Raw genomic sequence first — 12,369 nt, 5'->3', positions numbered from 1 at the left:
ATAATAATTTATAAAAATCTTAATTTTAGCTCTAAAAGGATGTATTTCATAAATAGCAAAACATCAAAAGTTTTATAAGCTTTTATCATTTCATAATGAACCCGTTTTAAGAGTGACTTGTTTTCTTGCCTCGTTTTATTTAGTGCAATAGCTTTCTTGATAACAAGATAAGATGTATGGTTTATTTTTTTGGTCCGGGAATTAAATTTTTTATAAAACTGGTTTCCCATTGAATTTTCAAGTTCTCTTTTTTGGATTAAGACAGAATCAATAAATTCAAAATTATAATTTCTGGATGTTCTAATCCAAAGGTCTAAATCTTCATAAGCCAGATTTTCATCATAGCCATTCAGCTGTTCCAGAACTTTTCGTTTTATCATAGAAGAAACGGAACAAATCATACTGCTTTGACTTAACATTGCTAAATATATGTCTCCTGAAGCTGGTTTTTTTAGAGCTTTTTGTTCGGCATTGACTTCATAATAATAACCGATATGAGTGCTGTTTTCCGAAATTATTTCTGCGTTACCATAAACAATTCCTAAATTGTTTAATTCAGAACTTAAAAAAGTATTTATTTGTTTTTCAACACAATCCGGCAATAAAATATCATCTGCGGCCAAATCAATTATATAATCTCCTTTTGCAAACTGTAATGCCTTATTAAAAGTTTTAGTATTTCCTAAATTAGTTTCGTTTGAAATAAACTTGATATCCGGATGGTTTTTAAGCCAACTTTGAATAGTTTGTTTTGATTGGTCCGGACTGTCATCGTCTGCAATTATTAGTTCAACATTTTTATAAGTTTGGTTTAATACCGAATTTAATGATTCAACTACAAATCGTTCATGGTTGTAACACAAACAAATAATACTGACTAATGGGAGATTTTGCATGACTTGGTATAAAACGTTATATTTAGCGACTAAAATAGTATTCGTGAATGATAAAACAAAATAAGAAATACAAGATTGCATTAGTTGGTTATCGTTTAAATGATGGCGGACTGGAAAAAGTCATGTCTTCATTGTCTGTTTATTTTGGTAAAAAAAATATCGAAATCCATAATATTCTTTTTGTTGATGCTATTTCGTATCCCTATTCAGGAAAATTGGTGAATATTGGAAAAATGAAAACAAATAGCAAAGGTTTGTTAGGAAAATTAAAACTGTTTTTGTTTTTTAATAAATATATAAAGGATAATCAATTTGATTATATTATCGATTTTAGATACAGAATCAAACCTATTCAGGAATTCATATTGTCAAAATGGGTTTATGATACCAAAACAATTTATACAGTTCATAGTTCCAGGTTAGAAACTTATCTGCCAAATTTTCGCTTTTTAACTAAACAAATTTGCAATAAAAAATATAGTCTGGTTTGCGTTTCACAAGAAATAAAGAACTTAGTAACAGCAAAGTTTAATATTAAAAATGTGGTTACTATTAATAATCCAATTGATATTGACGATATTAAATCTAAATCTTTAGAGCAAAATGATTTAGATTTTCCTTATATAATCGCTGTCGGAAGATTCGATTCACATAACGTAAAACAATTTGATAAACTAATTATAGCTTATTCTAATTCCACTTTACCAAAAAAAAACATTTCCCTTGTGTTATTGGGCGATGGTGAACTTAAAGATTTTTATAAAGAGACAGCTATTAAAAGAGGTATTGCTGATAAAGTTTATTTTGAGGGATTTAAAAGCAATCCTTATAAATATTTAAAAAAAGCAAAATTCTTGGTAATGTGCAGTAAATATGAAGGATTTCCTATGACTTTGATAGAATCATTAGCTTGTGAAACGCCTGTTATTTCATTTGATTGTGTTTCAGGTCCTAATGAAATTATTACTGATAAAGAAAATGGTCTTTTGGTGGAAAATCAAAATTTTGAAAAGCTTATTGACGCTATGAATTTATTTATTGAAGAGACTGTTTTGTATAATCAATGTAAAAATAATTCCTTAAAAAGTATAGAACGTTTTTCAATCGAAAAAATAGGAAAGCAATGGCAGGATTTAATGGGAATTAATATATATTCGTGAAATGAATGTACAAATTATATCGATACCTAAAATAGAAGAGCGAAGAGGGAATCTCTCTGTAATAGAAAATGACACCGTTCCTTTTGATATTAAAAGGGTTTATTATTTATATGATGTACCTAGTGGTGCCGAACGTGGCGGTCATGCGCATAAAAACCTGCAACAGTTTTTAGTGGCTTTAAGCGGGAGTTTTGACGTGGTTCTTAATAATGGAAAAGAAGAACAAATTATTACTTTAAATAAGCCATATGAGGGTTTATTGATCAATTCCGGGATTTGGAGAGAGCTTCAGAATTTTTCTTCGGGTTCTGTTTGTTTGGTGGTAGCTTCAGAAGTTTATATTGAAGACGATTATATTAGGGATTTCGAAGAGTTTATAAAATATAAATCATGATTTTTAATAAAGAAACTACATTAGTCAGTATTGGTGATTTTGTGGATGTATATTATAAAATCAAAACAAGAGGAATCAATTTTTTACTTTCTAAATTTTCCAGGCTCTCATATAAAAATCGTGTTTCTTCGAAATGGGATTCATTTGTTTCCAAGTCTGATTTTTGGATTATTCCTGAAATAACAAAAACATGGAATTATAAAATTTCGGGAGATGATACTTTGACTTATGAGGATTATGTTTGTCATAAATATTTTGAAGGTAAAGAAAATCTAAGTTTACTGGCTGTAGGTTGTGGAGAAGGTAAACATGAAAGAAATTTTGCTAAATATTCAATTTTCAGCAATGTAGCTGGGATTGATATTTCAAAAGACAGTATAGAGAATGCTAAGATTTTAGCTGCTGAAAATAATCTGAAAATTAATTATTACTGTGATGATTTTAGAAAAACAACTCTCTTAAAAGATAAGTTTGATGTTGTTTTATTTGATTCCAGTTTACATCATTTTGATAAAATTGATGATTTTTTAAAGAATAATATTTTATCCATTTTGAATGAAAATGGGTATGTGGTTGTATTTGAATATTGTGGACCAAACAGATTGCAATGGAAAAAATCACAACTAAAGGAAGCTAATAAAATCTTAAAAAGTATTCCGTTAAGATTCAGAAAATTAATTGATGGTAAGAATATCAAAACTAGAGTTTATAGACCAGGATTACTAAGAATGTTACTTGTTGATCCTTCAGAGGCACCGGATTCTGAAAATCTTGTGAAGTCATTAAAAAATAATTTTAAAGTACTTGAAGAAAAAAAACTCGGAACAAATATCTTACACATCCTTCTTAAAGGGATTGCTCATAATTTTCTAATTGATGATGATGAAACTAAAGAGCTCATTCATAATTTTATTGAAAAAGAAAATGATTTTTTAAATTTATCTGGTGAAAATGATTCCATATTTGGTGTCTACCAAAAAAGAACTTCTTAGTTATATGTTGAGAATTCAAGGCTTTTTTTCTTGAGTAAATGTTTAATTTTGTATAATTTTTGCAACATTTTTTTTGGTAAATGAAAAAGCAAACGATTTATTAAACCTATGTTTTTTTTGTTTATTCCATAATAAAATTTGTTGGCAATATTACTATCCCCATACGTTTTATATAAAATAGCATAAAAGAAACGATGTATGTCTAAGAATGCTTTTAAATCAGGGTTTTGTTGTTCTGATATTATAAATTGTTCAAAATCCATTAATTTCATTGAACTAATGTTGTTCTTTGCAAGACTGTCAGGAATGTAAAAATTATATATAGCCGTAATTGTATTTGTAATAGCAACTTGATACTCTATACCTATTTTTGTCCACAACTCAAAATCCTGCCCATTTGTTATATTAGGTGTAAATCCCTCGAATTTTTCTAAAATTTCTTTTGGTATAGCCAAGCAGGAAGTCCATGTAATTCTAAAAGGACGGTTTGAAAAAAAATAATTTTCTACAATTCCCCTAAAAGAACTTTTTATTTCTTTATAATGGGGTATTTGAAAGTGATTTTCGGTCGTTCTAATTTTATATCGGGAACAATACATTCCACAGTCTGGGAAATCATGGTATAAATTGGCTAATTCTTCTAAATGATTTGGAAACCAAAAATCATCAGCATCCAGAAAAGCAATAAGTTTTCCTTGAGATTTTTGTATTCCAAAATTTCTGGCCACAGAGACTCCTTGGTTTTTTTGATTGTAAATATTGATTCTTTCATCATTAAATCCAAGCACTAAAGTTTCACTTTTATCAGTAGATCCGTCATTAATTACTATGATTTCATAATCTGTAAAAGTTTGACTGATAACACTTTTTAAGGTGTTTTCAATATAATCGGCTTTATTATAGAGCGGAATGATAACAGAAAAAAATGCCATGTCGGATTATTTTTTTAAATTACAATAATAACCCAATTTATATAGATCGAATAGAAATAAGGAAGGGTTTTCTGAAAGTAAATTAGTTCTAATATTCGGTTCTAATTTTTTAAAAATATAAGAAGTTAATTTAACAAGCATTAATTTCTCTAATAAGTTATATGTAGTAATAATTTTAGTATCGACAGAATCTATAATTTTGGAAGCAACAATAAATGCTAAATTTTCCAGAGAAGTTTTTGTTTTTTCCAGGAAAAGGGCTGAAGTTTCCAGATTAAGATGAAAAGTAGGGTTGTCTATATGGTTGACCTGAATATTTTTTGTTTCTAATACAGCCAAAAAACATAAATCTTCATAACCGTATTTTGTTATTGAGTCATCAAACGAGTTCTTGGTGAAAATTTCTTTTTGGATCAGTAAATTAGAGGTCAATGCACGACCGTTTGGTTTTTCTTTTCTTGTTTTTAAAGAAAGGGACTCTCTTTTATTTCCATACACCCAACGAAGAAGTTTTTCTTTTTCTGGTTTTTCTTTTTTATATTCAATTCCGCCAAAAACTACTATATGTGCAATATTTTCGGTAGTTTTAATGTATTTTTTTATAAAATCTTTTTGAACAGGAAAGGTGTCACAATCTAAAATAAGTAACCAGTTATACTTTGCTTTTTCAGCCAGCGAATTAATATTTTTGCCTCTTCCAAGATTCCAATTGTTTATGAAAAAACAACAGTTTTCATATGTATTTATGATCTCATTTTCAATATTTAATAATGAAAATGAAGCATCATCTTGACATAAAATTTCAAATTGAATTCCACACGAAATACATTGTTCTTTTAATTCAAAAACTAAAGGAAAAACATTATAATTATAAGTAGGAATAAGTATAGAAAGCATTACACAGATCGCTGTACAACTTCAAAAATTCTTTCATCCTCACACTTCAATGTTTTAGACGGGAATTTCATTAATAAAGCATAGTCATGTGTAGCCATGATAACCGTTTTGCCGTTACTATTGATTTTTTTCAAAACTTCTAAAACCTCTGAACTTGTCTGTGGATCAAGATTTCCGGTAGGTTCATCAGCTAAAATAAATTCCGGATCATTTAATAAAGCCCTTGCAATAGCAACACGTTGCTGTTCACCTCCGGAAAGCTGGTGTGGCATTTTATTCATGAAATCTTTCATGCCTACTTTGTCTAAAACTTCATCGATTTGATGTTGCATAGCTTCTTTTTCTACCCAGCCGGTAGCTTTAAGAACAAATAACATATTGTCTTTTACAGTTCTGTCCGGAAGTAGTTTGAAATCCTGGAATACAATTCCAATTTTACGTCTCAAATACGGAATTTGATTTTCTTTCAGGGTAGCTAAATCAAACTCTACAATATGTCCTTCACCTTCAGAAAGAGGTAAATCGCCGTACAGGGTTTTCATGAAACTACTTTTTCCGGAACCTGTTTTTCCAATTATATAGATGAACTCACCATGCTGAACATCTAAATTAATATGTGATAAAATTTTTCTTCCTTCCTGGTATATAGTGACATCTTTAAGAGATAGTACGATTTCTGACATAATAAATTTGATTTGAATGTAAAAGTAATAAGTTAACGGTTGGATTCAAAATAAATTTTAATCATTTCTGAAGAAAACCTTTAAAATACTAATTGTTTTTGAATGTTTGAGAACCAATATTTTGAACTTTAAGATGGTGTTAAATAACAACTGTTAAAATATTTGTTTATAATAAATACAGGAAACATTTCGTTATAAACGGTATAAAATGATACATTTGAATACTAAATATAATTACAATGCGTAAACTTTTCTGGTTCTTTTTACTACAAGTTCTCTTTATTTCGACCACAGTTTTGGCACAAAAATCGGCTATTTACACCTACGATTTAAAAGAATTTGATAAGGCGCTGGCTTTATATAACGACAAACAATATGCTTCGGCACAACTTATTTTTGAGCATGTAAAAAACGAAGCAACGACTGAGGAAGTTCAGTCAGATTGTGCATATTACATAGCCAATTGTGCTATCAGGACCAATCAGGCAAATGCAGATGCTTTGATGGAAAAATTTGTTGACGACTATCCAACCAGTACAAAACAAAACCAGGCTTACATAGAAGCAGCCCATTTTTTCTTTGAGCAAGGCAATTATCCGAAAGCTTTACAGTGGTTTGATAAAGTGGATGAAAGCTATATGAGCAAGTCAGATTTGGATAAATTCAATTTCCAGAAAGGATACAGTTATTTTAATGCCAAAAAGAAAAAAGAAGCTACATCCTATTTTAATAAAGTGGTAAACTCCCCTGAATTTGGTTCCCAAGCCAAATATTATCTAGGTTTTATGGCTTATGAAGGAGACGATTACAAAGAAGCTACCAAATATTTTGATGAAGTTTCAGGCGAAGAAAAATACAAGGAAAAACTTTCGTATTATCAGGCTGATATGAATTTTAAACTGGGAAATTTTCAAAAAGCAATCGATTTGGGACAAACAGCAATGGCTAAATCAAATGCACTTGAAAAATCGGAACTGAATAAAATTATAGGAGAAAGTTATTTTAATTTAAAACAATACGGTAAAGCAATTCCATTTTTAGAGCAATATGCAGGTAAAAAAGGAAAATGGAATAATACTGATTTCTATCAGTTGGGTTACGCTTATTACGAACAAAAAAATTATGAAAAGGCGATTTCTCAATTCAATAAAATCATCGAAGGAAAAGATTTCGTTGCACAAAACGCCTATTACCATCTGGGATTGAGCTATCTGAATACGGGTAAAAAACAAGAAGCGCTAAATGCTTTTAAGAATGCTTCTGAAATGGAATTTAATGCTGAAATTAAGGAAGATGCAGCTTTGAATTATGCTAAATTGAGTTATGAAATTGGAAATCAATATCAGACAGTTCCCGGAATCCTGCTTGATTTTTTGGAAAAATATCCAAACAATTCAAGTAAATCTGAAGTAGAAAAATTATTAGTCGACTCTTATATTTCTTCTAAAAATTATAAAGAAGCTTTAGTTTTATTAGAGAAAAATAAAACACCGGAAAATAAATTAGCCTACCAAAAAGTGCTTTTTTACAGAGGAATGGAATTATATACTGAATCTAATTACTCAGAGGCATTAAAAATGTTCAATGGCGCTGTTAAAGAACAAAAAAATCCTGAGTTTACAGCCCGTGCCACTTTCTGGAAAGCAGAATCTGAATATGTTACGGATGATTTTGAAAATGCACTGTTAAGCTACAAACAGTTTGCAGGTTTGGCTGAAGCAAAAAAGACTGACGAATACAAAAACATCAATTATAATATTGGTTATACCTATTTTAAATTGAAGGAATATGATCAGGCAGCAAGTTCATTTGAGGCACAAATTAATAATTCAAAAGAAGATAAAGTACGTTTAAATGATTCTTATCTGCGTCTGGGAGATTGTCGATTTGTAAATGCAAAATATGGACCTGCGATGGAAGCATATGCGAAAGCTATTAATGCAAAAGGAGTTGACGCTGATTACGCTCAGTATCAAAAAGCAATTTCGTACGGATTTATGTCTAAAAATGACAAGAAAATTGATGAGCTGAATAATTTTCTTTTGATGTATAAAAAATCATCTTACAGGGATGATGTTTTATATGAGTTGGCCAATACATATGTTGCCGATAAGAAAAACGACCAGGCGATTAAGACTTACGATCAGTTAATTTCAGAATTTAAAAATGGTTCATTTACCTCAAAAGCTATTTTGAAACAGGGTTTGATTTATTATAATACAGATCGTGATGAGCAGGCTTTGGTGAAATTCAAAAAAGTTGCAGCCGAATTTCCAAAAACACCGGAAGCGCTGGAGGCAGTATCTACAGCAAGATTAATTTATGTTGACTCAGGAAAAGTAGATGAATATGCAACTTGGGTACGTACCCTGGATTTTGTTGCTGTTACAGATGTTGATTTAGATAATGACACTTATGAAGGGGCGTTTAAACAATACAATCAGAACAATAGTAAATTGGCAATCACAGGTTTTACAGGTTATGTGAGTAAATTTCCATCAGGAATTCATTCTTTGGAAGCTAATTTTTATCTGGCACAATTATATTTCGCAGAAGGTTCAGAAAGCAAATCAGTTGCTAATTATCAATATGTAATAGATCAGTCAAGAAACGAATTTACAGAACAAGCCTTAACGAGATTATCTCAAATTTTCTTAAAAGCGAAAGACTGCGATAAATCGATTCCGGTATTGGTTCGATTAGAAAGCGAAGCAGATTATCCTCAGAATAAAAGTTTTGCTCAGGCGAATTTGATGAAATGTTATTACGACAAAAAAGATTATGACAATTCAGTAGTTTATGCGGACAAAGTATTGCAAAACCCTAAAGCAGATACAAATGTAAAAAGTGATGCGCAGATTATCGTAGCGCGTGCAGCAATGCAAACCGGAGATGAAGATAAGGCAAAAGCAGCGTATGCTAAATTATCTGCAACATCAAAAGGAGAATTGGCGGCAGAAGCTTTGTATTATGATGCTTATTTTAAAACCAAAGAAGGCAAATTTGATGCTTCGAATGTAGCAGTTCAGAAGTTGGCAAAAAATTATTCAGCTTTTAAATATTACGGAGCGAAGAGTTTGGTTTTAATGGCGAAAAACTTCTACGGATTAAAAGACAGTTATCAGGCAACTTATATTTTAGATAACGTAATAAATAATTTTACAGATTATCCGGATGTAGTTGAAGAAGCGAAAAGAGAGTTAAGCGCGATCAAATTAGAAGAATCTAAAACAAATTCGTCGATTACTAAATAAGAATAAAGAATATAGAGAAAAGAATACAGATTGAGTGCGGAGTCTATTTTCTATATTCTTTTTTCTATTCTCTAAAAAAAAGAAGAAATGAGTTTACCTTTTTATATAGTTGATGTTTTTGCTGAAAATAAATATGCCGGCAATCAGCTGGCGGTTTTTTTAACCGTTGGAAATATTGTAGAGGCAAAAGAAATGCAGCAAATTGCCCGCGAAATTAATTTTGCTGAAAGTACTTTTATTACGAAGCTTGATTCACAAAACAATATTGCTGAGGTTCGAATATTTACCCCTGAAAAAGAAATGCAATTTGCAGGTCATCCTATTATTGGAACTTCATGGGTTTTAATGAATAAAATATTTCAAAATCAGCCAAAAAATATTGCTTTGCAGGTTCCAATTGGAGAAATTCCGATACACGAATCAGAGAATTTGATTTGGTTAAGGGCTGCTCAGCCAAAATTTTGGGATACTTTTTCAAAAAATGATTTTGAGTTATTCAGCAATTTAAAATCAGAAGATTTTGAAGATAAATATCCAATTCAGGAAGTAACCACAGGAAGTGCTTTTGTGATTGTCCCGCTTAAAAATAAAAGGGCATTAGAAAATTTGGTTTTAGATAAAGATAAAACGGATAAATGGCTAAAAGCAAATTGCAAAACAAACCACAGAGCATTATACTTTTATTATTTGGAAGAATCAAAAATTATAAGCAGAATGTTATGTGTAGAAAATAATCAACTGGTTGAAGATGCTGCTACAGGAAGTGCAAGTACTTGTCTGCAGGCGTTTCTTTTAAAATATCATTTGGATAAAATTAAAACAATTAATTATCAGGGAGATTATATTCAAAGACCTTCGCAGATTTATTTCAATGGAAAAAGATCAAAGGATAATTTTGAAATCGAAATTGGAGGAAAAGCCCAATTTGTTGCCGCAGGCGAATGGGAAGTCTAACTAGAAGATTAGTTAATTAGAGAATAGAATTAGATAATAAAAATAGATTTTAGAAAATAGAATATAGAGAATAGAACAAAAAGCAAAGAGTATTGAAGGAAATATAGATTTAGTAAAAGTCTATTTTCTATATTCTTTCATCTTGTTCTCAAAAAAATAAAATATGAAAATTAATTTCCAGAATAAAACTATCATTTTGATTTTGCTGTTTGTTTTTCAGCTTTCATTTGCACAAAAGAAAGAAGAAACCATTGGTACCGAAACTGTAAATGTGGTAAAGCCTTATTCGCCAACTATATCAGACGCTTTTAAAGTAAAGGAAACTCCTTCGCTTGACGATACAGGGAATCAGCCTAAAGAAACTATTAAATACAGTATTTTGTCAGTTCCTGTAGCATCTACTTTTACACCTTCAAAAGGAAAAGCAGAAGGTGTCGAGAAATCAAAACAAGAGCGTTTGTTTAGTAATTATGCGACTGTAGGGGTTGGAAATTACGGAACCCTGAATGCCGAATTATTCGTGACGCAGGATTTAGGAAACAATGATTATGTGGCGGGAATGTTCCGTCATCATTCATCACAAGGCGGAATTAAAGATGTACAATTGAATGATGAATTTTATGATACGGCATTAAATGTTGGTTATGGCCAGAATAATCGCGATATGTCATGGAATATTGATTTAGGATATCAAAATCAAATATACAATTGGTATGGCTTGCCGGCTGATTTTGGTTCGACTTTACTTCCGGGAGATCGTTTTGATTTAATAAATAAAATTAATCCAAATCATTCTTATAATACTATTTCTTTGGGAGGAAACATGGAATTTAACGAAAGTATTTTTAGTAAAGTAGCAACCAAATTTACGCACTTTTCAGATAGTTTTTCTTCTTCAGAAAATCGCTTTTACCTAAAACCGACTTTTAAAGTTGATGTAATGGATCAGTCAGTCAATACAAATGTGATTATTGACCACGTAAGCGGACGTTTTGAGAATAATTATGCTGGAGATAATACTGAACCTGTAAAATATAGCTTGACCAATTTTGGAATCGAGCCAAGTTTTGTAGTTAATGAAAACGACTGGACTTTAGAATTAGGAGCAGGATTATATTATGCATTGGATTCTGAAAATAGCGGAAACAAGTTTTATATTTATCCAAAAGTAAATGCTTCGTATAAATTGGTTGGAGATTTGATGATTTTCTATACAGGTGTAAATGGAAGTTTAAATCAGAATTCGTACGCTGATTTTGTGACTGAAAATCCGTTTTTGTCGCCAACATTAATAGATATGAGACCATCAAGTACTCAATATAATGCTTTTGCAGGTTTGAAAGGGAAACTGGCGAACAATGTAAATTATAATTTGACAGGGTCCTATTTGAATGAAAAAGACAAAGCCTTGTTTAAAAGCAATAATTATACAGAAGATTTTTCAAATCAAAATTACGCTTACGGAAATTCTTTTGGAGTTGTTTATGAAGACATCAGAACACTTCGTTTTTATGCAGAACTAAAAGCTGATTTTTCTGAAAATGTTACTTTTGGAATCAACGGAACTTTTAATAGTTACAAAACCGACGCGCCCGTAGAAGCATGGAATTTGCCGTCAATGAAATTGAGCTCTAATCTGGATGTAAATATAACCAAACAATGGTATGCGGGTTTAAATGTTTTTTATGTGGGAGAACGTAAGGATATGCAGGCAAATACTGATTTGGGAACAGATCTGGTTTTAGTTACTTTAAAAAGTTATTTTGATGCCAACGCACATTTAGGATACAAACACAATGAGCGTTTGACTTTATTCTTAAAATTGAATAATATTGGAAATCAGGCATACGAAAAATGGCTAAACTATCCTGTACAAGGATTTCAGGTGCTGGTTGGAGCGAATTATAAATTTGATTTTTAAGATTCCCGAACTAATAATGTCACCCTGAGCGGAGTCGAAGGCCTGTACCGAAAAAGGCTTTGACCAAGTTTATCCTGAGCAAAGCCGAATAGGCTCAGCCTGACACAAAAATTGAAGATTTTTAGATTAACAAATCTCATTAGATAAAAAAAAGCTTCCATAATTTGGAAGCTTTTTTTATAGTTGTTGGGTGTAATTTTATTTTTAACACATAGAAACATAGACATTATTTTAAAAAGAATTCAAAAAGAAATACATTTCTTTTACATAGGCCAGTTATGTGAAT

General features: G+C 30.7%; 10 protein-coding genes. 6 read left to right on the top strand and 4 right to left on the bottom strand.

The window, feature by feature from the left end; translation table 11 throughout:
• Positions 1 to 8: 8 nt before the first annotated feature.
• Entirely contained in the window at positions 9 to 896 is an 888-nt protein-coding gene (locus tag PMI10_RS02505) for a glycosyltransferase family 2 protein (RefSeq protein ID WP_007804141.1), read from the bottom strand.
• A gap of 47 nt (positions 897 to 943) precedes the next feature.
• Here PMI10_RS02505 and PMI10_RS02500 point away from each other — a divergent pair, with 47 nt between their 5' ends.
• Genes PMI10_RS02500 through PMI10_RS02490 form a run of 3 tightly spaced genes read left to right on the top strand, consistent with a single transcriptional unit; the run spans position 944 to position 3,442 of the window.
• Complete coding sequence (locus PMI10_RS02500; RefSeq protein WP_007804139.1) at positions 944 to 2,056, top strand: glycosyltransferase; 1,113 nt, start codon at positions 944 to 946, stop codon at positions 2,054 to 2,056.
• A 1-nt stretch (position 2,057) separates the two neighbouring features.
• The gene (locus tag PMI10_RS02495) at positions 2,058 to 2,450 is read left to right on the top strand and encodes a sugar 3,4-ketoisomerase (protein WP_007804136.1); all 393 of its coding nucleotides are present in this window, start codon (positions 2,058 to 2,060) and stop codon (positions 2,448 to 2,450) included.
• Positions 2,447 to 3,442, top strand: a complete 996-nt coding sequence (locus PMI10_RS02490; RefSeq protein ID WP_007804134.1) for a class I SAM-dependent methyltransferase — start codon at positions 2,447 to 2,449, stop codon at positions 3,440 to 3,442. Before PMI10_RS02495 ends, PMI10_RS02490 begins: the two co-directional genes overlap by 4 nt.
• Here the strand turns inward: PMI10_RS02490 and PMI10_RS02485 are convergent.
• From PMI10_RS02485 to PMI10_RS02475, 3 genes are read right to left on the bottom strand one after another with little or no spacing between them, the layout of a single operon-like run.
• Positions 3,439 to 4,374 carry a glycosyltransferase family 2 protein gene (locus tag PMI10_RS02485; RefSeq protein ID WP_007804132.1) on the bottom strand — a complete coding sequence of 312 codons (936 nt, stop codon included), beginning with the start codon at positions 4,372 to 4,374 and terminating at the stop codon, positions 3,439 to 3,441. The genes PMI10_RS02490 and PMI10_RS02485 overlap by 4 nt on opposite strands.
• Positions 4,375 to 4,380: 6 nt before the next feature.
• Positions 4,381 to 5,271 (bottom strand): glycosyltransferase, encoded by an 891-nt coding sequence (locus PMI10_RS02480; RefSeq protein ID WP_007804130.1) that lies wholly within the window; start codon positions 5,269 to 5,271, stop codon positions 4,381 to 4,383.
• Complete coding sequence (locus PMI10_RS02475) at positions 5,271 to 5,954, bottom strand: cell division ATP-binding protein FtsE (protein ID WP_007804128.1); 684 nt, start codon at positions 5,952 to 5,954, stop codon at positions 5,271 to 5,273. Before PMI10_RS02475 ends, PMI10_RS02480 begins: the two co-directional genes overlap by 1 nt.
• 239 nt (positions 5,955 to 6,193) lie before the next feature.
• Here PMI10_RS02475 and PMI10_RS02470 point away from each other — a divergent pair, with 239 nt between their 5' ends.
• From PMI10_RS02470 to PMI10_RS02460, 3 genes are all read left to right on the top strand, one after another.
• Positions 6,194 to 9,208 (top strand): tetratricopeptide repeat protein, encoded by a 3,015-nt coding sequence (locus PMI10_RS02470; protein ID WP_007804126.1) that lies wholly within the window; start codon positions 6,194 to 6,196, stop codon positions 9,206 to 9,208.
• Between the two features lie 87 nt (positions 9,209 to 9,295).
• Positions 9,296 to 10,162 (top strand): PhzF family phenazine biosynthesis protein, encoded by an 867-nt coding sequence (locus tag PMI10_RS02465; RefSeq protein ID WP_007804124.1) that lies wholly within the window; start codon positions 9,296 to 9,298, stop codon positions 10,160 to 10,162.
• A gap of 163 nt (positions 10,163 to 10,325) precedes the next feature.
• Positions 10,326 to 12,083 carry a TonB-dependent receptor gene (locus tag PMI10_RS02460; protein ID WP_007804123.1) on the top strand — a complete coding sequence of 586 codons (1,758 nt, stop codon included), beginning with the start codon at positions 10,326 to 10,328 and terminating at the stop codon, positions 12,081 to 12,083.
• The last annotated feature ends 286 nt before the right edge of the window (positions 12,084 to 12,369 follow it).

The sequence above is a fragment of the Flavobacterium sp. CF136 genome (genome assembly GCF_000282055.1).
In the GTDB taxonomy this organism is placed as follows: Bacteria; Bacteroidota; Bacteroidia; order Flavobacteriales; family Flavobacteriaceae; genus Flavobacterium.
Note: the sequence above shows the minus strand (reverse complement) of the source record. Positions and strands in the feature narration are given on the sequence as shown.

Bases quoted from the DNA above. Each gene is read 5' to 3' on its own strand.
- PMI10_RS02505 (WP_007804141.1), bottom strand. From the start codon at position 896: ATGCAAAATCTCCCATTAGTCAGTATTATTTGTTTGTGTTACAACCAT.
- PMI10_RS02500 (WP_007804139.1), top strand. From the start codon at position 944: ATGATAAAACAAAATAAGAAATACAAGATTGCATTAGTTGGTTATCGT.
- PMI10_RS02495 (WP_007804136.1), top strand. From the start codon at position 2,058: ATGAATGTACAAATTATATCGATACCTAAAATAGAAGAGCGAAGAGGG.
- PMI10_RS02490 (WP_007804134.1), top strand. From the start codon at position 2,447: ATGATTTTTAATAAAGAAACTACATTAGTCAGTATTGGTGATTTTGTG.
- PMI10_RS02485 (WP_007804132.1), bottom strand. From the start codon at position 4,374: ATGGCATTTTTTTCTGTTATCATTCCGCTCTATAATAAAGCCGATTAT.
- PMI10_RS02480 (WP_007804130.1), bottom strand. From the start codon at position 5,271: ATGCTTTCTATACTTATTCCTACTTATAATTATAATGTTTTTCCTTTA.
- PMI10_RS02475 (WP_007804128.1), bottom strand. From the start codon at position 5,954: ATGTCAGAAATCGTACTATCTCTTAAAGATGTCACTATATACCAGGAA.
- PMI10_RS02470 (WP_007804126.1), top strand. From the start codon at position 6,194: ATGCGTAAACTTTTCTGGTTCTTTTTACTACAAGTTCTCTTTATTTCG.
- PMI10_RS02465 (WP_007804124.1), top strand. From the start codon at position 9,296: ATGAGTTTACCTTTTTATATAGTTGATGTTTTTGCTGAAAATAAATAT.
- PMI10_RS02460 (WP_007804123.1), top strand. From the start codon at position 10,326: ATGAAAATTAATTTCCAGAATAAAACTATCATTTTGATTTTGCTGTTT.